The 20,769-nt window shown below is 58.4% G+C and carries 23 protein-coding genes; 19 read left to right on the top strand and 4 right to left on the bottom strand.

The window, feature by feature from the left end:
* The first annotated feature begins 23 nt into the window (after positions 1-23).
* The 15 genes from rsmG (at position 24) to glmS (ending at position 13,604) form a co-directional block, all read left to right on the top strand.
* Positions 24-650, top strand: a complete 627-nt coding sequence (gene rsmG, locus ABNW52_RS03900; protein ID WP_349584290.1) for a 16S rRNA (guanine(527)-N(7))-methyltransferase RsmG — start codon at positions 24-26, stop codon at positions 648-650.
* On the top strand, positions 647-1,438 hold the full coding sequence (locus ABNW52_RS03895) for a ParA family protein (protein ID WP_349584288.1): 792 nt from the start codon (positions 647-649) through the stop codon (positions 1,436-1,438). Before rsmG ends, ABNW52_RS03895 begins: the two co-directional genes overlap by 4 nt.
* A 3-nt stretch (positions 1,439-1,441) precedes the next feature.
* The gene (locus ABNW52_RS03890) at positions 1,442-2,305 is read left to right on the top strand and encodes a ParB/RepB/Spo0J family partition protein (RefSeq protein WP_349584285.1); all 864 of its coding nucleotides are present in this window, start codon (positions 1,442-1,444) and stop codon (positions 2,303-2,305) included.
* Positions 2,306-2,397: 92 nt separating this feature from the next.
* Entirely contained in the window at positions 2,398-2,781 is a 384-nt protein-coding gene (locus ABNW52_RS03885) for an ATP synthase subunit I (protein ID WP_349584282.1), read from the top strand.
* Positions 2,771-3,580, top strand: coding sequence for a F0F1 ATP synthase subunit A (gene atpB, locus ABNW52_RS03880; protein WP_349584280.1), 810 nt, complete (start codon positions 2,771-2,773; stop codon positions 3,578-3,580). The genes ABNW52_RS03885 and atpB overlap by 11 nt, the downstream gene beginning before the upstream one ends.
* A 63-nt stretch (positions 3,581-3,643) precedes the next feature.
* A complete protein-coding gene (gene atpE / locus ABNW52_RS03875; RefSeq protein WP_174876065.1) occupies positions 3,644-3,931 on the top strand; it encodes a F0F1 ATP synthase subunit C in 288 nt (95 codons plus the stop codon).
* A 50-nt stretch (positions 3,932-3,981) separates the two neighbouring features.
* Complete coding sequence (locus tag ABNW52_RS03870) at positions 3,982-4,452, top strand: F0F1 ATP synthase subunit B (RefSeq protein ID WP_349584277.1); 471 nt, start codon at positions 3,982-3,984, stop codon at positions 4,450-4,452.
* A gap of 7 nt (positions 4,453-4,459) precedes the next feature.
* A complete protein-coding gene (locus ABNW52_RS03865; protein ID WP_349584275.1) occupies positions 4,460-4,996 on the top strand; it encodes a F0F1 ATP synthase subunit delta in 537 nt (178 codons plus the stop codon).
* 8 nt (positions 4,997-5,004) lie between these two features.
* Positions 5,005-6,546 (top strand): F0F1 ATP synthase subunit alpha, encoded by a 1,542-nt coding sequence (atpA, locus tag ABNW52_RS03860; RefSeq protein WP_349584272.1) that lies wholly within the window; start codon positions 5,005-5,007, stop codon positions 6,544-6,546.
* A 43-nt stretch (positions 6,547-6,589) separates the two neighbouring features.
* Entirely contained in the window at positions 6,590-7,456 is an 867-nt protein-coding gene (gene atpG, locus ABNW52_RS03855) for a F0F1 ATP synthase subunit gamma (RefSeq protein ID WP_349584269.1), read from the top strand.
* A 41-nt stretch (positions 7,457-7,497) separates the two neighbouring features.
* Positions 7,498-8,892 (top strand): F0F1 ATP synthase subunit beta, encoded by a 1,395-nt coding sequence (gene atpD / locus ABNW52_RS03850; RefSeq protein WP_349584267.1) that lies wholly within the window; start codon positions 7,498-7,500, stop codon positions 8,890-8,892.
* Positions 8,893-8,907: 15 nt separating this feature from the next.
* Complete coding sequence (locus ABNW52_RS03845; RefSeq protein WP_088966117.1) at positions 8,908-9,330, top strand: F0F1 ATP synthase subunit epsilon; 423 nt, start codon at positions 8,908-8,910, stop codon at positions 9,328-9,330.
* Between the two features lie 117 nt (positions 9,331-9,447).
* Positions 9,448-10,812 carry a bifunctional UDP-N-acetylglucosamine diphosphorylase/glucosamine-1-phosphate N-acetyltransferase GlmU gene (gene glmU, locus ABNW52_RS03840; protein WP_349584264.1) on the top strand — a complete coding sequence of 455 codons (1,365 nt, stop codon included), beginning with the start codon at positions 9,448-9,450 and terminating at the stop codon, positions 10,810-10,812.
* 170 nt (positions 10,813-10,982) lie between these two features.
* A complete protein-coding gene (locus tag ABNW52_RS03835) occupies positions 10,983-11,771 on the top strand; it encodes a DeoR/GlpR family DNA-binding transcription regulator (protein ID WP_349584261.1) in 789 nt (262 codons plus the stop codon).
* A 3-nt stretch (positions 11,772-11,774) separates the two neighbouring features.
* The gene (glmS, locus tag ABNW52_RS03830; RefSeq protein ID WP_349584259.1) at positions 11,775-13,604 is read left to right on the top strand and encodes a glutamine--fructose-6-phosphate transaminase (isomerizing); all 1,830 of its coding nucleotides are present in this window, start codon (positions 11,775-11,777) and stop codon (positions 13,602-13,604) included.
* A 379-nt stretch (positions 13,605-13,983) separates the two neighbouring features.
* Here glmS and ABNW52_RS03825 read toward each other — a convergent pair whose 3' ends face one another.
* Positions 13,984-14,382 carry a nuclear transport factor 2 family protein gene (locus tag ABNW52_RS03825; RefSeq protein ID WP_349584256.1) on the bottom strand — a complete coding sequence of 133 codons (399 nt, stop codon included), beginning with the start codon at positions 14,380-14,382 and terminating at the stop codon, positions 13,984-13,986.
* 131 nt (positions 14,383-14,513) lie between these two features.
* On the opposite strand from ABNW52_RS03825, the gene ABNW52_RS03820 reads away from it, so the two are divergent.
* A complete protein-coding gene (locus tag ABNW52_RS03820; protein ID WP_349584253.1) occupies positions 14,514-15,359 on the top strand; it encodes a LysR substrate-binding domain-containing protein in 846 nt (281 codons plus the stop codon).
* Between the two features lie 207 nt (positions 15,360-15,566).
* Here the strand turns inward: ABNW52_RS03820 and ABNW52_RS03815 are convergent, their stop codons facing one another.
* On the bottom strand, positions 15,567-16,001 hold the full coding sequence (locus ABNW52_RS03815) for a TolC family protein (RefSeq protein WP_349584251.1): 435 nt from the start codon (positions 15,999-16,001) through the stop codon (positions 15,567-15,569).
* Between ABNW52_RS03815 and ABNW52_RS03810 the strand changes: the two genes are divergently transcribed.
* A complete protein-coding gene (locus ABNW52_RS03810; protein ID WP_349584248.1) occupies positions 16,000-16,425 on the top strand; it encodes a 3'-5' exonuclease in 426 nt (141 codons plus the stop codon). The genes ABNW52_RS03815 and ABNW52_RS03810 overlap by 2 nt on opposite strands.
* 860 nt (positions 16,426-17,285) lie before the next feature.
* On the opposite strand, the gene ABNW52_RS03805 is transcribed toward ABNW52_RS03810, so the two are convergent.
* Complete coding sequence (locus tag ABNW52_RS03805; protein WP_349584246.1) at positions 17,286-18,023, bottom strand: substrate-binding periplasmic protein; 738 nt, start codon at positions 18,021-18,023, stop codon at positions 17,286-17,288.
* Between the two features lie 205 nt (positions 18,024-18,228).
* Entirely contained in the window at positions 18,229-18,651 is a 423-nt protein-coding gene (locus tag ABNW52_RS03800) for an Lrp/AsnC family transcriptional regulator (protein WP_349584243.1), read from the bottom strand.
* A gap of 145 nt (positions 18,652-18,796) precedes the next feature.
* Between ABNW52_RS03800 and ABNW52_RS03795 the strand changes: the two genes are divergently transcribed.
* Together ABNW52_RS03795 and ctlX are read left to right on the top strand one after the other, a co-directional pair.
* Entirely contained in the window at positions 18,797-19,810 is a 1,014-nt protein-coding gene (locus ABNW52_RS03795; RefSeq protein ID WP_349584240.1) for an ornithine cyclodeaminase, read from the top strand.
* A 21-nt stretch (positions 19,811-19,831) separates the two neighbouring features.
* Entirely contained in the window at positions 19,832-20,752 is a 921-nt protein-coding gene (gene ctlX, locus ABNW52_RS03790; RefSeq protein ID WP_349584237.1) for a citrulline utilization hydrolase CtlX, read from the top strand.
* Positions 20,753-20,769 lie beyond the last annotated feature (17 nt).

The following is a 20,769-nucleotide window of genomic DNA, read 5'->3' as shown; positions in this document are numbered from 1 at the left end:
CGAATTCGAATATTGCAAACGACATGACTCACCGCGCAGACATCACCGCAGGGTTGGCCGCCATCGGCCTGGAACTGAGCGAACAGCAGGTTGGCCTGCTGGAAGGCTACCTGGGCCTGCTGGCCAAGTGGAACCAGACCTACAACCTGACCGCCATCCGCGAGGAAGAGCGCATGGTCAGCTACCATCTGCTGGACAGCCTGACGCTGGTACCGCAGCTGGCCGGTGGCACCCGTCTGCTGGACGTGGGCTCCGGTGGTGGCATGCCGGGCATTCCGGCGGCGATTGCCCGCCCGGATCTGCACGTGGTGCTGCTGGATGCCAATCACAAGAAAACCACCTTTCTGCGCCAGGCGGCCATCGAGCTGAAACTGTCCAACGTGGAAGTGATTACTGGCCGGGTGGAGGCGTATCAGCCGGAACAGAAGTTTGACCGCATCACCAGCCGCGCTTTTGCCGAGCTGGCCGATTTCGTCAAGCTGTCGCGCCACCTGTTGGCCGCAGACGGCCAGTTCGTGGCGATGAAGGGGGTGTACCCATACGAGGAAATCGCCCAGTTGCCGGAAGGCTTTGCCGTGTCGGAAGTGCGTCCGTTGCAGGTGCCCGGCCTGGATGCGGAGCGCCACCTGGTGCGCGTGGTAGCAAAATGACAGCCCGTATCATCGCCGTTGCCAACCAGAAAGGTGGAGTAGGCAAGACCACCACGGTGGTCAATCTGGCGACCGGCCTGGCGGAGCAGGGGCGGCGCGTGCTGATCGTCGACCTGGATCCGCAGGGCAATGCCACCATGGGCAGCGGCATCGACAAGAGCGATCTGCCGCTGTCGGTGTATCACGTGCTGCTGGCAGAAAACAGCATCGAGGAAGTGCGCCGTCCGGCCAAGGAGGGTGGCTACGATGTGCTGCCGGCCAACCGTGACCTATCCGCTGCCGAGGTGCAGCTGGTGCAGGAGCTGGCGCGCGAAGCGCGGCTGAAGAACGCGCTGGAACTGGTGGCGGAGCAGTACGATTACGTGCTGATCGACAGTCCGCCGTCGCTGAACCTGCTGACCCTCAACGGGCTGGTGGCGGCGCAGGGCGTGCTCATTCCCATGGTGTGCGAGTACTACGCGCTGGAAGGTCTTACCGATCTGGTCGGCACGCTGCGCAAGGTGCGTGCCGCCGTCAATCCGCGCATCGAAATCATGGGGCTGCTGCGCACCATGTTCGATGCGCGCAGCAATCTGTCACAGCAGGTGTCGGAGCAACTGGCGCGCCACTTCGGCGACAAGGTGTTCGACACCGTGGTGCCGCGCAATATCCGGCTGGCGGAAGCGCCCAGCCACGGCTTGCCCGGCATCGTCTACGACCGCACCGCCCGTGGCTCGCAAGCCTATCTGGCCCTGGCTGGCGAACTCATCGCCCGCCTGGAGCCGCAAACCGAATCTACCGAGCAATAAACCATGGCCAAACTGAAAGGACTCGGGCGCGGCCTGGACGCGCTCCTCTCCACGGTCGAGGTGGCGGATGATCGCCTGACCTCGCTGCCGCTTCATCGCATCCGCCCCGGCAAATATCAGCCGCGCAGCTTTATGGCGGACGAGGCGCTGCAGGAGTTGGCCGCATCCATCCAGTCGCAGGGCGTGATTCAGCCGGTGGTGGTGCGCGAAGTCGGACTGGGTGATTACGAACTGATCGCCGGCGAACGTCGCTGGCGCGCCAGCCAGCTGGCCGGCCTGCAGGAAATCCCGGCGGTGGTGCGCAGTGTGGCGGATGAAACCGCGCTGGCGATGGCGTTGATCGAAAATATCCAGCGCGAAGATCTGGACCCCATCGAAGAGGCGCGTGGCATTCAGCGACTGATCGCCGAATTTGCTCTTACCCATGAAGCAGCTGCTGCCGCGCTGGGACGCTCGCGCAGCGCGGTCAGCAACCTATTGCGGCTGCTGGCGCTGCCGCAGCCGTTGCAGGACATGCTGCATCAGGGGCAGCTGGAGATGGGGCATGCTCGCGCCTTGTTGCCGTTGCCGGTGATCGAGCAGGTGGCGCTGGCGCAGGAGATCGTGGCGGCAGGTCTGACAGTGCGCGAGGTGGAACAGCGGGTACAGCAGGCGCCGGCAAGCGGCAAGGTTGGCCACAAAACGGACGGTGCCGCGCGTCGCGATCCGGATATCGACCGGCTGGCGGGGCTGCTGTCGGACCGTCTGGGGATGTCGGTCTCGTTTCGCCATTCCGGCAAGGGGCGCGGCAAGTTGATCATCGATTATGCAAGTCTGGATGAACTTGACGGACTACTTGAAAAACTTCAAGCAAAATCAAGCTGCTGACAGCTTGGTTACAAATGTACAGATGCCAATGGGCAAAGTTGACGCTCTCGTCAGCTCAAGCCTATAATCGCTCGATTTTTTCAGATTCAGACATGATTAATACGGACGCCAAGCGCGTACTGCGCGCGCAGGTCAGACTGACTTTGCTGGCCATGCTGGTGAGCGTACTCATTGCTGGTGCAGTGCCCAGCGTACCAATGTCTGTACTGATAGGCGGGCTATGTGCCATCATGCCCGCCCTGCTGTATGTGCGGATCGCCGGCAAGGTGCAGCGGGCAGCTCCGTCAGCACTGATGCGGGCGCATTACCAGGCAGAGGCGGTGAAATTTGTTGTCACTGTCCTGTTATTTGCGGCTACGTTCGCATTTTTCAAGGATTTATCGGTAGCGGGACTGTTTGCAGGCTATATCGCCGCGACATCCGGCTACTGGTTCGGGCTTTTGAGCAATAATCGAGACCAACGCAATGGCAAGTAACGCAACTGAGTATATTCAGCACCACTTGACGTTCTGGAACTCCTCGCACGAGGGCGGTTTCTGGAGTCTGCACGTCGATACCTTCTCCATTTCCCTGCTGCTGGGCTTCCTGTTTGTCGGCATTTTTGCCAAGGTTGCCCGTAACGCTAAACTGGAAAACCCGGGCCGTCTGCAACTGTTTGTAGAGTCCATCGTTGAGATGGTCGATACCCAAGTGAAGGAAATTTTCCACGCCAAGAGCAAGGTTGTTGCCCCGCTGGCACTGACCATTTTCGTGTGGGTGTTCCTGATGAACGCCATGGACATGCTGCCGGTTGACCTGCTGCCGTGGATTGCCGGCAACATCGGCGCCGCGCTGGGTCATGACCCGCATCACGTTTACTTCCGCGTCGTACCGTCCGCCGACGTGAACGCCACTTTCGCCATGTCGCTGTCCGTGATGCTGTGCATCATCGGCTTCTCCATCTCGGCCAAGGGCTTGGGTGGCTGGATCAAGGAGCTGTTTACCGCGCCGTTCCATGCCGAAAGCCTGCCGATGATCATTATCCTGGCGCCGGTGAACTTCGCGTTCCAGCTGGTGGAACTGGCTGCCAAGCCGATCTCTCTGGCGCTTCGTCTGTTCGGTAACATGTACTCCGGCGAACTGATCTTCATCCTGATCGCGCTGCTGCCGTGGGGTGTGCAGTGGGTGCTGGGTGCGCCGTGGGCCATCTTCCACATCCTGGTTATCACCTTGCAGGCCTTCGTGTTCATGATGCTGACCATCGTGTACCTGAGCCTGGCAGTTGAGCATCACTGATTTTTTGTGTTTTTTTAGTACCTTTTCTCAAACCATCCTTGCATTAGTCTTTAGGAGATTTAAATGGAAGCTCTCGTTTCTCAGATCCAGTCCATGACCGCTCTGGCTGCAGCCCTGATCATTGGCCTCGGCGCTATCGGTACCGCTCTGGGCTTCGCCATCCTGGGTGGCAAGTTCCTGGAGTCGTCCGCTCGCCAGCCGGAACTGATCCCGGTTCTGCAAACCAAGCTGTTCATTATTGCTGGTCTGCTGGACGCCATTTCCATGATCGGTGTGGGTGTTGCAATGCTGTACACCTTCAACAACCCGTTCCTGACCGCTGCTGTTGCTGCACTGAAAGCTGGCGCTTAATTTTTAAGCGGAAACGGTTGTTGTCGTAACCACACTGGAGGAAAACAAGCGTGGAATTCAACGTAACACTACTGGGCCAGGCGATCACTTTCGCCATCCTGGTATGGTTCACCATGAAGTTTGTTTGGCCTCCGCTTACCAACATGATGGAAGAGCGTGCCAAGCGAATCGCTGATGGCTTGGCCGCTGCAGAACGCGGCAAACAGGATCTGGAAGCGGCTGAAAAGCGCGTAGCAGACGAACTTCGTCAAGCCAAACAACAGGCTACCGAACTCGTTATCGCTGCTGAAAAGCGTGCCAGCCAGATCGTGGAAGAAGCCAAAGACGTGGCTCGTACCGAAGGTGCGAAACTCGTGGCGGACGCCAAGGCCCAGATCGATCAGGAAGTGTTGCGTGCCAAGGAAGCCCTGCGTGAGCAGGTAGCTGGTCTGGCCGTAACCGGCGCAGAAAAAATCCTGCGCAAAGAGATCGATGCAGCCAAGCACGCGGATCTGTTGGCCTCCATCAAAGCGGAGTTTTAATTAACTCATGGCAGAACTCATTACCGTAGCAAGGCCCTACGCCGAAGCGGTATACAGCCTTGCCACCGAGCAGCAGACCCAGAGCAAGTGGTCGGAAGCTCTCGCGTGGCTGGCTGCCATGGTGGCGAACCCGGACGTGACGCAAGTCGTCACCAACCCGAAACATACCGCGCAAGAGATTGAGGCGCTGTTGTTTGACGTGCTGGGTGATAAGGCAACTGACGAAGTGCGTAACTTTGTTGTTGCCCTCATCGAAAACCGCCGTCTGACGCTGCTGCCGGAAATTGCCGCCCAGTTTGAAGTGCTGAAGGCTCAGGCTGAAGGTGTGATCGACGCTACTGTCGAAACCGCTTTTGCCCTGACCGATGCCCAGCAAGCCGAACTGACCGCATCTCTCAGTCATAAATACGCCAAATCCGTACGCATCGTCGTGCGTGAAGTACCGGAATTGATCGGTGGCGTACGTATCCTGATTGGTGACGACGTGATTGATGCGTCTGTCAGCGGCAAACTGCAGGCAATGGCCGCAAGCCTCAAGAATTAGGAGAGATCATGCAGTTGAACCCCTCTGAAATCAGTGACCTGATCAAGGCCAAGATTCAGAACCTGTCCGAAGGCGTTGAGTCCCGTACCAAAGGTACCGTGATCTCCGTAACCGACGGCATCGTTCGTATCCATGGTCTGGCAGACGTCATGCAGGGTGAAATGCTCGAGTTTGCGGGCAACACCTTCGGCCTGGCCATGAACCTGGAGCGTGACTCCGTAGGTGCCGTGATCCTGGGCGAGTACGAGCACATTTCCGAAGGTCAGGAAGTGAAGTGCACCGGTCGCATTCTGGAAGTGCCGGTGGGTCGTGAACTGGTTGGCCGCGTGGTAAACGCGCTGGGTCAGCCGATCGATGGCAAAGGCCCGATCAATGCGACCAAGACTTCCCCGATCGAGAAGATTGCTCCGGGCGTTATTGCCCGTCAATCGGTATCGCAGCCGATGCAGACCGGCCTGAAGTCTATCGACTCCATGGTTCCGGTTGGCCGCGGCCAACGTGAGCTGATCATTGGTGACCGCCAGACTGGTAAGACCGCCGTTGCACTGGACGCGATCGTTAACCAGAAAGGCACTGGCGTTATTTGTATCTACGTTGCCGTAGGTCAGAAAGCGTCCTCCATCGCCAACGTGGTACGCAAGCTGGAAGAGCACGGCGCGATGGGTCATACCATCGTGGTTGCCGCTACCGCTTCCGAAGCCGCTGCCCTGCAGTTCATTGCACCGTACTCCGGTTGCGCGATGGGTGAATTCTTCCGTGACAACGGTGAAGATGCTCTGATCGTATACGATGACCTGTCCAAGCAGGCTGTAGCCTACCGTCAGATTTCCCTGCTGCTGCGTCGCCCTCCGGGCCGCGAAGCTTACCCGGGTGACGTTTTCTATCTGCACTCCCGTCTGCTGGAACGCGCTTCCCGCATCAACGTGGATGAAGTAGAGAAACTGACTGCTGGCGCCGTGAAAGGCAAGACCGGTTCCCTGACCGCGCTGCCGATCATCGAAACCCAGGCTGGTGACGTTTCCGCTTTCGTTCCGACCAACGTAATTTCGATTACCGACGGTCAGATCTTCCTGGAAACCGATCTGTTCAACGCAGGTATCCGTCCGGCCATTAACGCCGGTATCTCGGTATCGCGCGTGGGCGGTGCGGCTCAGACCAAGGTTATCAAGAAGCTGGGCGGCGGTATTCGTCTGGCTCTGGCCCAGTATCGTGAACTGGCAGCCTTCTCGCAGTTTGCTTCCGATCTGGACGAAGCAACCCGCAAGCAGCTGCAACACGGTGAAGTGGTTACCGAGCTGATGAAGCAGAAACAGTTCTCCACCCTGTCGACCGCCGAAATGGCGCTGACGCTGTGGGCGGTGAACAAGGGTTACTACGAAGACGTACCGGTGAAGAGTGCTCTGGCATTCGAAGCCGCGTTCCTGGCCTACGTTCGCGCTAACCACGCCGACGTGCTGACCGCGACCGATGCGTCTGGTGACCTGTCTGCCGACAATGAAAAAGTACTGGCCAAGGCGATCGAATCGTTCAAGGCTGGCTACAGCTTCTAAGCTGAGTCTTTCGGATACCTAGAGTTAAAGAAAGGTTCAGGATATGGCAGTCGGTAAAGAGATTCTCACCAAGATCCGAAGCGTGCAGAACACGCAGAAGATCACCCGCGCTATGCAAATGGTGTCGACCTCCAAGATGCGCAAAACGCAAGAGCGTATGCGCGCTGCCCGTCCTTACGCCGAAAAGGTGCGTGCTGTCATGGCGCACCTGGCTTCGGCCAATACGGATCTGGAGCACCCACTGCTTGCCCGTCGCAGCGAAATCAAGCGTGCCGGCATTATCGTTGTAACCTCGGACAAGGGTTTGTGTGGTGGCCTCAACGCCAACATCATCAAGCGCTTTTACGCCAAGGTTAGCGAGCTGCAGACACAAGGTGTCGATGTGCAGGTGTGCGCCCTGGGCCAAAAAGGCCTGGCCGCCAGCCAGCGCGCCAAATTGAACGTTGTGGCAAGCGCAGTGCATCTGGGCGATGTGCCCAAGATGGACAAACTGATTGGCCCGCTTACAGTGCTGTTGAAACAGTACGCTGAAGGCGAACTGGATGCGGTTTATCTCGTGTACTCCCGTTTCATCAATACGATGAAACAGGAGCCGGCGCTGGAACAGTTGCTGCCGCTGACCGAGGAACACATGGTTGTCGAGCACGCCCATGCTTGGGATTACGTGTACGAGCCGAGTGCCACCGACGTCATGGAGTTTCTGGTCAAGCGTTACCTGGAGTCCGTCGTGTATCAGGCTGTGGCCGAGAACATGGCTTCCGAACAGGCTGCCCGTATGGTGGCCATGAAGGCAGCAACGGATAACGCCGGTAACGCGATCAAGCAACTGCGTCTGGTTTACAACAAGTCACGTCAGGCAGCAATTACCAAAGAGCTGTCGGAAATCGTGTCTGGCGCCGCAGCGGTATAACCGTCGCAGACTGTAAAAGTTTATTGAGTTAGGAACCGATAATGAGCCAAGGCAAAATCGTACAAATCATTGGCCCGGTGGTCGACGTGGAGTTTCCGCGCGACGCCATGCCAAAGGTTTATGATGCCCTGAAGCTGGTTGACGCAGACCTGACGCTTGAAGTCCAGCAACAGCTGGGCGATGGCGTTGTGCGTACCATTGCTATGGGTAGCTCGGACGGCCTGAAGCGTGGCATGGCAATCACCAACACCGGTGCACCGATTTCGGTACCGGTTGGCGCCGCCACCCTGGGTCGTATCATGGACGTACTGGGCAGCCCGGTTGATGAAGCCGGCCCGGTAGCTTCCGAACACACTCGCGCCATTCACCAGGCTGCGCCGAAGTTCGACGAACTGTCCTCCGCTACCGAACTTCTGGAAACTGGCATCAAGGTTATTGACCTGCTGTGCCCGTTTGCCAAAGGCGGTAAGGTGGGCCTGTTCGGTGGTGCCGGTGTGGGCAAGACCGTTAACATGATGGAACTCATCAACAACATCGCGAAGGCACACTCCGGTTTGTCCGTATTCGCCGGTGTTGGTGAACGTACCCGTGAAGGTAACGACTTCTACCACGAAATGAAGGACTCCAACGTCCTTGATAAAGTGGCAATGGTGTACGGTCAGATGAACGAACCGCCGGGTAACCGTCTGCGTGTTGCACTGACCGGTCTGACCATGGCCGAGCACTTCCGCGATGAGAAGGATGCCAACGGCAAAGGCCGTGACGTTCTGTTCTTCGTGGACAACATCTACCGTTACACCCTGGCCGGTACCGAAGTGTCCGCGCTGCTGGGTCGTATGCCGTCTGCCGTGGGCTATCAGCCGACGCTGGCGGAAGAAATGGGTCGCCTGCAAGAACGTATTACCTCGACCAAGGATGGTTCCATTACCTCCATCCAGGCCGTATACGTACCTGCCGATGACTTGACCGACCCGTCCCCGGCTACCACCTTCGCCCACTTGGATGCGACCGTGGTTCTGTCCCGTGACATCGCGTCGCTGGGTATCTACCCGGCCGTTGACCCGCTGGACTCCACTTCCCGTCAGCTGGATCCGCTGGTTGTAGGCGAGGAGCATTACTCCGTCGCCCGCGGCGTGCAGTCCACCCTGCAGAAGTACAAGGAACTGCGTGACATCATCGCGATTCTGGGTATGGATGAACTGTCTGAAGAAGACAAACTCACCGTATACCGTGCGCGTAAGATCCAGCGCTTCCTGTCGCAGCCGTTCCACGTAGCTGAAGTATTTACCGGTTCCCCGGGCAAATACGTTCCGCTGAAGGAAACGATCAAGGGCTTCAAGGCGATTCTCAGCGGCGAATTCGACCACCTGCCGGAACAAGCGTTCTACATGGTTGGTGGTATCGACGAAGCTGCGGAAAAAGCCAAGACCCTGTAATCAAGGAGACGGCTCATGGCCAAGATGCATGTGGAAGTGGTCAGCTCCGAGCAGCAGATCTACTCCGGCGAAGCCGAGTTTCTGGTTGCGCCGGCGCTGGAAGGCGAAATCGGTGTTTACCCACGTCACGTGCCGCTTCTGACCCGTATCAAGCCTGGCGTACTGCGTCTGACAGTACCGGGCAGCAAGGACGAAGTGTTGGTGGCTGTTTCCGGCGGACTGCTGGAAGTACAGCCCACCCACATCACCGTTCTGGCCGATACGGCGATCCGCGGTGAGGATCTCGACGAAGCTCGCGCCAACGAGGCCAAACGTGCTGCCGAGGAATCCCTCAAGCACGCTACCGACGACCTGGATACGGCGAAGGCCCATGCTGCCCTGGCAGCGGCCATCGCCCAGCTCAAGGCGCTGGAATACCTCCGCAAGCGCGTGCACTGATAGCGCGAAAGCGCCAAGTGTATAGTCGCAGGCTGCCACGCAAGTGGCAGCCTTTTTCATTTCTGCAAAGCCCCGCATAATGGCGGGCTATTCACCTAGATTGTTGCGGACGCATCCATGGAATCCCTCAGCGTAGTCATTCTTGCTGCCGGTAAAGGCAAGCGCATGTATTCGGCACTGCCCAAGGTGCTGCACCCGATTGGCGGCCAACCCATGCTGGCGCGCGTGATCGCCACGGCCCGCCAGCTGCAGCCGGCCAAGATCGTGGTGGTGTACGGCCACGGCGGCGAACAGGTACGCGCGACGATTACGGATGCGGACGTGGAGTGGGCGCTGCAGGCCGAGCAGCTGGGTACCGGCCACGCGCTGAAGATGGCGCTGCCGCACCTGCCGAAAGATGGCCACACCCTGGTGCTGTACGGCGACGTGCCGCTCACCACCCTGTCCACGCTGCAGCAGCTGCTGGCCGCAGCCGAAGGCGGTATGTCGTTGCTTACCGATGTGTTGGCCGATGCCAGCGGTTATGGCCGCATCGTGCGCAATGCTGGCGGCGACATCGTGGCCATCGTCGAAGACAAGGATTGTGACCCGCAGCAGAAGGCGATCCGCGAGATCAATACCGGCATGCTGGTGCTGCCCAACGCGCGGCTGGAAGGCTGGCTGGCGGAACTGAAGAACGGCAACGCCCAGGGCGAGTACTACCTGACCGACGTCATTGCGCTGGCGGTACGTGATGGCATCGCGGTACCGGGCGTGACCGTGGGCGCCAGCTGGGAAGCCGCCGGCGTGAACAACAAGCTGCAGCTGGCCGAGCTGGAGCGCCAGCTGCAACTGAACCAGGCGCGCGCGCTGCTGACTGCCGGGGTAACCCTGGCTGACCCGGCGCGTATCGATATCCGCGGCCAACTTGAGCACAGCGAGGATGTCAGCATCGATGTGGGCTGCGTGTTCGAAGGCCAGGTCAAACTGGGCGCCGGGGTGCAGATCGGCGCCTACTGCGTACTGAAGAATGTCACCGTGGCGGCGGGCACGCGCATCGCGCCGTATTCGCACCTGGAAGACGCCGAAGTGGGCGCTGGTTGCCAATTGGGCCCATATGCGCGTTTGCGTCCGGGTGCCAAGCTGGCCGACCACGTGCATATCGGTAACTTCGTGGAAGTGAAGAAGAGCACCATCGGCAGTGGCTCCAAGGTCAACCACCTGACCTACATTGGTGATGCCGACATCGGCAGCAAGGTGAATGTCGGTGCCGGCACGGTGACCTGCAACTACGACGGTGTGAACAAATTCCGTACTACCATTGGCAACGGCGTGTTCGTCGGCTCCGGCAGCATGCTGGTGGCGCCGGTGACGCTGGAGGATGGTGCCACCATCGGTGCCGGTTCGGTCATCACCAAGACCGCACCGTCCGAGCAACTGACGGTGGCGCGCGCCAAGCAACTGACCGTGCCCGGCTGGCAGCGGCCGCAGAAGAAGAGCTGACGCTAGCTGCGTTCACCAATAACCGCCCAGGCCAGCTGCCGGGCGGTTTTTTCTTGCCTGTACGCGGGGCAAGGTTGGCCGCATGGGCATGCTTGCTGTGGCGACAGCAGTACTTGTCGGCGGCATGTTTCGCTGATATATTTCGCAAAACTTTCGAAACGAAATATTTGATGACCAAGCGAAACACGCAGCAACGTCGCCACGCCATCGTCGCCTTGGTGCAGGAGCGCGGTGAAATCAGCGTCGACGAGCTGACCCGGCGCTTCTCCACCTCCGAAGTGACCATCCGCAAGGATCTGGCGCTGCTGGAAACCGGTGGCCTGTTGCTGCGCCGCTACGGTGGCGCGGTATCGCTACCGGCAGAGATGGTCAACAGTGGTGACCCGGCCCGTATTTCGGAGCGAAAGCTCGCCATCGCCCGTGCGGCGGCGGAACGCATTCGCGACCACAACCGCATCATTATCGATAGCGGCACCACCACCAGCGCCATGATCCCGCTGCTGGGCCACAAGCGCGGGCTGATCGTGATGACCAATTCGCTGAATGTGGCCGGCGCGTTGCGCGAGCTGGAAAACGAACCCACGCTGCTGATGACCGGCGGCACCTGGGACCCGCATTCCGAATCGTTCCAGGGGCAGGTGGCCGAGCAGGTGCTGCGCTCCTACGATTTTGACCAGTTGTTCATCGGCGCCGATGGCATCGACCTGGCGCGTGGCACCACCACTTTCAACGAGCTGGTGGGGCTGTCGCGGGTGATGGCCGAAGTGGCACGCGAAGTGGTGGTAATGGTGGAGTCCGACAAGATCGGGCGCCGCATTCCCAATCTGGAACTGCCGTGGGCGCGCATTCAGACCCTGGTGACCGACGACGCCCTGTCGCCGGAAGCCCGGGACAGTATTCAAGCCAAGGGGGTGACGCTGATCTGCGCCCCGTCGCTGTCTGATCATTCAAGGAGATAAAACATGTGCGGCATCGTCGGCGCCATCGCCAACCGTAATATCGTGTCCGTGCTGGTCGAGGGCCTGAAGCGCCTGGAATACCGCGGCTATGACTCGTCCGGCATCGCCGTACACGCTGGTGACCAGATCACCCGCGTGCGCCGCGTTGGCCGCGTGGCGGAAATGGAGGCCGCGGCACAGGCCGACAACGTGCAGGGCCAGCTTGGCATCGGCCACACGCGCTGGGCCACCCACGGCGGCGTGACCGAATACAACGCCCACCCGCACGTGTCGCACGGCCTGATTGCGGTGGTGCACAACGGCATCATCGAGAATCACGAACAGAAGCGCGCCGAGCTGAAAGCCGCCGGCTACGTGTTCGAATCGCAGACCGACACCGAGGTGATCGCCCACCTGGTGCACCAGTACTACCTGCAGGAAAAAGACCTGTTCCGCGCAGTGCACAAGGCCACCCGCGAGCTGACCGGCGCCTACGCCATCGGCGTCATCGCGCTGGACCGCCCGGACGAACTGGTGTGCGCACGCATGGGCTGCCCGCTGCTGGTCGGCCTCGGCGAGGGCGAGAACTTCATCGCCTCCGACGTCTCCGCCATCCTGTCCGCCACCCGTCGCGTGATCTTCCTGGAAGAGGGCGACATCGGCCTGCTGACTCGCGACGGCGTGACGCTGATCGACAAGGACGACCAGCCGGTGGTGCGCAAGGTGCACGTCTCCGACGTGTCGCTGGCCTCGCTGGAGCTGGGCCCGTACAGCCACTTCATGCAGAAGGAAATCCACGAGCAGCCGAAAGCGCTGTCCGACACCATCGAGGCGATTCTTGACGACGGTTTCAGCGCCGAACTGTTCGGCGCTGCTGCGGCCAACGTGCTGCCGACGCTGAGCGGGGTGAAGATCCTGGCTTGCGGCACCAGCTACTACGCCGGCCTGACCGCCAAATACTGGATCGAAAGCATCGCCGGCGTGGTGTGTGATGTGGAAATCGCCAGCGAATACCGCTACCGCGACGCCTTCGCCGATCCACAGCACCTGGTGGTGACCATCTCGCAGTCCGGCGAGACGCTGGACACCATGGAAGCGCTGAAATACGCGCGCAGCTTGGGCCACCGCCACGCGCTGTCGATCTGCAACGTGCGCGAATCGGCCATTCCGCGTGCCTCCGACCTGGTGTTCTACACCCGCGCCGGCGCCGAAATCGGCGTCGCTTCCACCAAGGCCTTCACTACCCAGCTGGTCAGCCTGTTCGCGTTGGCGGTAACCCTGGGCAAGGTGCGTGGCCGCGTGACTGCCGAGCAGGAAGCTCAGTATCTGGACGAACTGCGCCACCTACCGGGCAGCGTGCAGCACGCGCTCAACCTGGAGCCGCAGATCACCGCCTGGTCGCAGCAGTTCGCAGCCAAGAACGACGCGCTGTTCCTCGGCCGCGGCCTGCACTACCCGATCGCGCTGGAAGGTGCACTGAAGCTGAAGGAAATCTCGTACATCCATGCCGAAGCCTACCCGGCTGGCGAGCTCAAGCATGGTCCGCTGGCATTGGTGGACGAGAACATGCCGGTGGTGGTGATTGCCCCTAACGACGCGCTGCTGGAGAAGGTGAAGTCCAATATGCAGGAAGTGCGCGCCCGTGGCGGCGAGCTGTTCGTGTTTGCCGACGCCGATAGTCACTTCAGCGAGTCCGACGGCGTGCACGTGATCCGCACCCCGCGCCACGTGGGCATCCTCAGCCCGATCGTGCATTCCATCCCGGTGCAGCTGCTGGCCTATCATGTGGCGTTGGCGCGTGGCACCGATGTGGATAAGCCACGTAATCTAGCCAAGAGCGTGACTGTTGAATAATTAATTGTCATTAAATGTGGCGGATGTTTTTATAAAATAAAGTTCTTTCCGATAAAATAAAGTTCTTTCTCAATAAATAAAGTACTTTACCATTTGGTGATTGAAGACATTACGTTTTTCATTGCATCAGCATTGCCAGCTTGTTGCTGGTAGATCAAAAAAAAGAGGCCCGGAAGGGCCTCTTTTCGTATGCGACTGCTTGGTTTGACGAACTAGAAATGTATGGGTCGCAAGACATGATACTCGGGTAACCTCGTCACTCGCCCAGCAAATGAAAAAGGCTGCTTCGAACCGGAAGCAGCTAGTCATCTATCCCACTTGCCGCTGTTGCCTGGGCAATGTATTGCTCAATGTTCTCGACCCTAATCTGGAGGGGCCGTTACACAAAACGATCTCCTAGGTCTCCACGTATCTGATGCGTGTCATAAACGATGACAAGCTTCTCAATCAGGCCGTCATCGTTGAAATCAAAGACATCAACGCAATCAAAACTGACCTTGCTTCCATCTCGCAGTACCCAGTCGTAGCGGAAAAATGCGCATGAAGAACGATTGCCTTCTGTGCTTTGGTAGATGTCCAGCAAGGTGATCGTACTGTTTCCGGATGCATCAGCCAGTTTGCTATAAAACGGTTGCGGACTGACCCAGCCCAGTAAGGGGGAGTAGATCTTGGCATCCTCGGCAAACAAGGCGACGACACCATCAACATTGCTCTTTTCAAGCTCGCGCAGGTACTCTTTCAGCTTCCCCGCAAAAAAATTTGCTTCTACATCAGACATCAGTCTCTCCTTCTCAAGTTGGAAGCCAGACCTTAGCAAAGACTATCATGAGCGGAATATCGACTAATTCTGAAGGGGGGAATGCACTCCATGCATACCCCCTGGATGCACTGACCAGGCCGTTGCCATCCATGATGGGGCTGCAAGCATTTGTTGCTGTTGCCAGTCTGGGGAGTTTGACACGTGCGGCCCGGCAGCTTTGTCGTACCCAGGGAGCAGTCAGCCGACAGATCCAGCAACTGGAGCAGCATTACCAAATGATGCTGTTTTACCGTACGCCAAGTGGAATGAGCATGTCACCCGATGGTGAGGCGCTGTATGCATTGGCTACTCATTTGCTTGGGTCCTTGTCTGCCTTTTCCAGCAGGCCTAGGGAGCCACAAACCAGCATTCGGCTACGTCTGCCTTCCACATTTGCCTTGCGATGGTTTCTACCCCGTCTTGATGCAATTCAGCAATGCTTGTCAGGTACTCATCTGGAGATAAGTACGGCAGTTAGTGATACCCCCGAATTTAGCAATACCGAGTTTGATGCCATGATTGTCCGTGGCAATGGGCAGTGGGACGGTCTGCATGCAGAACTACTCTTCCCTGAACAGCTCACGCCCATGTGCAGTCCAGCGCTGGCCATTGATCTACACAGTCCGGCGGAAATGGAGACTTGTCGACTGATCCATGCAAATGCCAGCCGGGATGAATGGCAAGCTTGGTGGAGACAGTTTTCAACTGATTCATTGCCGGGGCAGCACCTAGTTTTCGACTCATTGGAAGTGGCAACCAGCGCCGCAGTGCAGGGTTACGGTGTTGTTTTGGGAGATCCCCGGTTATTTCAGAGCCAGCTCAGCCATGGCGAGCTTGTTATGCCATTCCCACAATTCCACTCGGGTGAGCACGGCTACTATCTGGTGATGCCGGCACAAAGCGACGATCTGATGAATCTTCGAGTGTTGGCTGAAACATTGCATTCCCTAGTCTAAGCCCAGTGTGGTCACCATGATGCTAAAAAATATGATGTTGGGTTTCAAAATGTGACCACTCCCTTTCTCGATTATGGTAAGACAGGCACCACCGCTGGCCAACTGTCGACTCGTCAGTCAGGCCAGCTTCAGTTCGACTAAAGGAGTCGGTGAGTAGAGAGATTCGCAATGGCAGGTTTGCATCGAAATCCGGGTTTGCCCCTGTTGCTACTTGATTGCCAGTACCTCAGACCCACGAGGCTGCCAACCACCGCCCAGTGCCTTGAAGGCTGCGACCGCTGCACGTGCCGATTCTGTTTGCGCCTGTGCTTGTGCGTCGGAGGTACGGAGCAAGCTTTCATCGGCTTGCAGAACCTCGATTAGGCTGACGACTCCTTTTTGATAGGCGGCAAACGAAGCCGATCGGGCACGGTCGAGTGAGCCAACACCCCGTGCTAGGACGGTAGCCTGCTCCTCCCGTTTGACTAAGGCTGAGAAAGCATTTTCCACGTCCTCAGTTGCGTGTAGCACTGCAAGCCGATACGCGGCTACCTTCGGCACAAGAAACGTTGAGACCACATTGGAGCGATTTCTGGGCGAGCTGCGAAGCTTCCTAGACGTACATATGCCGACGGAGTCCGCCGCAGGAGCCGCCGTCGACATGGTCTATGAGTTCCTCAGTATGGAGCGCATTGTTCGCTCCCATGTCCGCTATCAGCGCAATGACATGGCCCAGCTGATTCGGGAGGGGCTCGCCATTCATCTCAGCGAGTGCGCAGAAGCCACTGAGAGCTGGGCTGCATGTCTGGACCTGTACGAAGGCACGGACCAAGTTCCACTTCTCACCGTGCATAAGAGCAAGGGCCTTGAGTACGACACGATTGCCTTCGTCGGGTTGGACGACAAGTCTTGGTGGAGCCACACGCCAGGCAATCCGGAGGGGCTTGCGACGTTCTTCGTCGCGCTGTCCCGTGCCAAGCAACGCGCTGTGTTCATGTTCTGTGATGAGCGAGGTGACCGCCAGAAGGTCTCGGACCTTTACCAGTTACTCACCGACGCTGGCGTCGTCGAAACGGTCGTGTGCTGATCATCGAGGCGGTCTTAGTTCAAAAGGGCTGCTTGTTGTCATTAACCCCACGGGAAGGCGCAGTTCGCTCCCGCCGCCTGTTTCGCTTGGCGTAGGCGCACGGCCAGCACTCTTCCACTGCTGCGCTGACGAGGACTTCTTCCTACGACTTCGTGATTGAGCAGCTGGCCGGGCTGCCGCAGTCTGAAAGTCATGTTCCGGTCATCGCCGACAATCGGCATCTCGAAACGAATGACGGCAATCAACCTTAAGCGGTCTTCCTTGGTTGTGACTGCGAGTGATCGCTTCGGCCAATGAGGTGGCATTCGAGAAGTAGACTGCACCTGCATTTGGTTCCGTACTTGGTGGAAACAGAAGAAAGGACTTTAATATCTGTTAAATTCACTTAAATTCCAGATTTTTACAATGTGGTAAAGAACTTTTTCTAACCTGAGATAGTGGGCGGCTTTTTAAAATCAATCACTTACGGTTGGTTTTGGAAAGAACTTTATTTGTTTCTAACAGCGGAAAAAATGAAGTCTGTCACGTGACAATCAAGTCACGTCACAACAAAGACATGATCCGCTTGTTTCCAACTGCTCCAAACTAAAGAGGCCCGGAAGGGCCTCTTTTTGTATGTGATTGTTTGGTTTGACCGGAAGGATATGGCGCGCAAGGTGTGCTGCGTGACCGAAGCAGCCATTCGCACGTTCACTGGCTGCTGTCACTTTGAAAACAGCCTTGAACTATCTGGCAGACAAGGCGCGATTCAAGTCCAAGGTCGTCCCAGAGTTACCTGGGCTCCAATACCGGGGTGTGGCGCTAGGTGGCCGTACTTGGCGTGTAAGGGAACACATCAGGGGGCCTTCCCCGATGCGTAGCTACGGCCGCTTCAGGCCATTCTCGGTGAGAATTTTATCGTATGTGCCGTTGGCCTTGATGGCGGCGAGCCCCTTGTTGAACGCCTCAATGATGGCTTTGTGTCGCGGGTTCTTCAAGCCGCTGGTGACATGCAATTCCTGGGTGGACAGCGGGTTCTGTGTGAACTCGATCTGCTGCTGCAGATCCGGCGCATCCTGCTTCAGCAGTGAGCGAACCACAATCTCGTCTTCCAGGGTCAGATCAATTCTGCCGAGTAGCAGCTTCTTGATGTTCTGCATGATGCTGCCGACTTCGGGGCGCGCAAAGTTGGTGGCATTGAGGAATAGGTCGCCATAGCCATACCCGCGGACGATACCCACCGTCTTTCCGTTCAGGCTTTCCAACCCGGTGTACTCGAATGGATCACCTTTACGCTTGATGAACTTGATCTCCGTCTTTAGGTAGGGAGCGCTATACAGCAGGAACGTTGTTCGCTCCTGTGTCCACCATGCATTGGGTAAGATATCGTATTCGCCATTCCTTACGGCATTGATCGCTCGCGCCCAGGGCACGAAGTGCATCTCTATGTCGTAGCCTTGGGTGGCATATGCAGCGCGGACAATTTGCAAGGTAATCCCCTGCTTTGGCTGCGTCGAATCTACGAAAGGTGGATACGGGTCAGCGGCAACAGTAATCGTTTCGGACCAGGCAGGAATAGAGAGCAACAGGCCTAGCAACAAGGCAAGTCTGTGCCACATACGCTTCCTCCTCCATGGTGGTGACGCTGCAGTAGGCAGTTGGTTTGGAACGATTCAGTTTAGGGAAAAACCCTGGCCGTACCACTCGGTCCCCGCGGCCAACCTTGCGGCCGCCGAACATGGCTGCTTCCGTCCTAGGCGCCGCCATGAAAGCGAGTGCTGACTCACTGCTTCTTGCGCTGGCGCGGAGAGGCAGGCAACACCCTCAAACCTTGTGCGTGGACAACAGGATGCTGGTCTCCGTGGCGGCAATTCCCGGTATCAACCGGATTCGACCCAGCACCCTGTCAAATTGTTCAAGCGTGTCTGCCCGCAGCTCGGTGACGATGTCCCAACGGCCATTGGTTGAATGCAGCGCATAGACATGCGGCTCGCCGCGCAGCGCCTGCAGCACGGCCGGTGCCTTGTTGCCTTCCACCGCAATGCCCATCCAGGCGCGGATGCGGTGCTCTTCCGCCTCCGGCTTCAGCCGTACGGTGTAGCCGATGATCACCCCGCTTTGTTCCAGCTTGTCGATACGGTTCTGCACCGTGGCGCGCGAGACACGCAGCTTCTGCGCCAGTTCGGTGACGGACATGCGCGCGTTGTCGCGCAGCAGGGCCAGCAGCTGTCGATCGGTATCGTTCATTGACATATTGTTAGATTGCCTTGGCAGTTTGTAAAGTCACCAATAAAAATTGCACATTTCTGCAACTTCATATTGGCAACTGCTGTAGGGAAAATAGCGTCCAGAAAACACAACACCACGACACATTTTCCGAAAGGCAGTGGTTATGACACGCTATATCGACACCCGTGACATTCGCAATATTGTCAGCCGGATTGGCGTTGCCAATTTTATCGGCGAGCTGGCAGATTATATCGAATCTGATTATAGACGCTGGGAACAATTTGAGAAATGTGCCCGCGTCGCCAATCACTCGCGTGATGGCGTAATCGAATTGATGCCGACATCCGATGCACAGTTTTATGGTTTCAAATACGTCAATGGCCACCCGAAAAATACCCGCGATAATCTGCTGACGGTGATGGCTTTTGGCGCGCTGGCGGAAGTGGCCACCGGCAGCCCGCTGCTGCTGAGCGAGCTGACCATTACCACCGCACTGCGCACCGCCGCCACCTCGGCGCTGTTCGCCAGCGTACTGGCGCGGCCGGACAGCCGCAGCATGGCCATCATCGGCAACGGCGCGCAGAGCGAGTTCCAGATCATCGCCTTCCACCGCCTGCTGGGCATCTCGCAGTTCTACCTCTACGACATCGATGCCGCCGCCACGCGCAAGCTGCAGCAGAACCTGGAAGGCTTTGCCGGCATCCGCCTCACTGCCTGCGCCAGCAGCCGTGAGGCCTGCCGCGACGCCGACATCATCACCACCGTCACCGCCGACAAGAACTACGCCACCATCCTCACCCCTGACATGGTGCGTCCCGGCATGCACATCAACGCGGTGGGCGGTGACTGCCCCGGCAAGACCGAACTGCATGCCGACATCCTGCACATGGCCCGCGTGTTTGTGGAATTCGAGCCGCAAACGCGTATCGAGGGCGATATCCAGCAAATGCCGGCGGATTTCCCGGTAACCGAATTCTGGCAGGTATTAAATAGGCAGAAACCGGGTCGTGAAAATGCCGACGATATTACGGTATTCGATTCGGTGGGTTTTGCGCTGGAGGATTTTTCCGCACTGCGTTTTGTACTGGATAAGGCCAGCGATTTGAATATCGGCCAGCTTATCGATTTGATTCCGCAGCCGGAAAATCCGAAAAACCTGTTTGCCATGCTGGCATAAATGGCATAGGGAAATCGCAGCATGCAACAAACCACCCGCAATATCGTGATGGTGCGTCCGGTGAATTTCTTTTCCAACCCGGAAACCAGCGAATCCAACCGGTTCCAGAAGCCGGAGCAGCAGCCGGACTGTGCGCAGAGCGCCGCCCGCGGCGAGTTCGATGGCTACGTCGCCGCGCTGCGCGCCGCCGGGGTGCAGGTGCTGGTGATCGAGGACCAGCAGCCGGGTGATACCCCTGACTCCATCTTCCCCAACAACTGGATCAGCATGCACGCCGACGGCCGCGTGTTCCTGTACCCGATGGAGGCACCCAACCGCCGCCGCGAGCGCCGTGACAGCACGCTGGCGCGCCTGCGCCAGGATTTTTACATCGAGTCGGTAACCGACCTGAGCGGCTTCGAGGCGCAGCGGCAGTTTCTGGAAGGCACCGGCTCCATCGTGTTCGACCACCAGGCGCGCGTCGCCTACGTCTGTCTGTCCTCGCGCAGCCACCCGGCGGTGCTGGACGCGCTGCTGCCACAGCTGGGCTACCGGGCATTGCCGTTCGACGCCGTCGATCGCCACGGCGCGGCCATCTACCACACCAACGTGATGATGGCGGTGGGCCGCCGCCTGGCGGTGGTGTGCCTGCAGTCCATCCGCGACCCACAGCAGCGCGACCGGCTGCGCGCCAGCCTGCAGCTGGCTGGCCGCGAAATCATCGATATCGACTACCAGCAGATGGAAAGCTTCTGCGGCAACGTGATTGAGCTGGCGGATGCCGCCGGCGGCGCGGTGTTCGCCATGTCCAGCCGCGCCTGGCACAGCTTCACCCCGGCGCAGCAGGCACGGCTGCTGGCCTGCGGCCAGGTGGCGCACGCGCCACTGGACACCATCGAGGACCTGGGCGGTGGCGGTGCGCGCTGCATGGTGGCCGAAAACTTTCTGCCGCCAAAAAGATAAGCCGGCCAGCCAGGCCG

It is taken from the genome of Vogesella oryzagri, from assembly GCF_040148885.1.
GTDB classification, from domain to species: Bacteria; Pseudomonadota; Gammaproteobacteria; order Burkholderiales; family Chromobacteriaceae; genus Vogesella; species Vogesella oryzagri.
The sequence above is the reverse complement of the archived record's forward strand: the minus strand, read 5'-3'. Positions and strand labels throughout refer to the sequence as shown.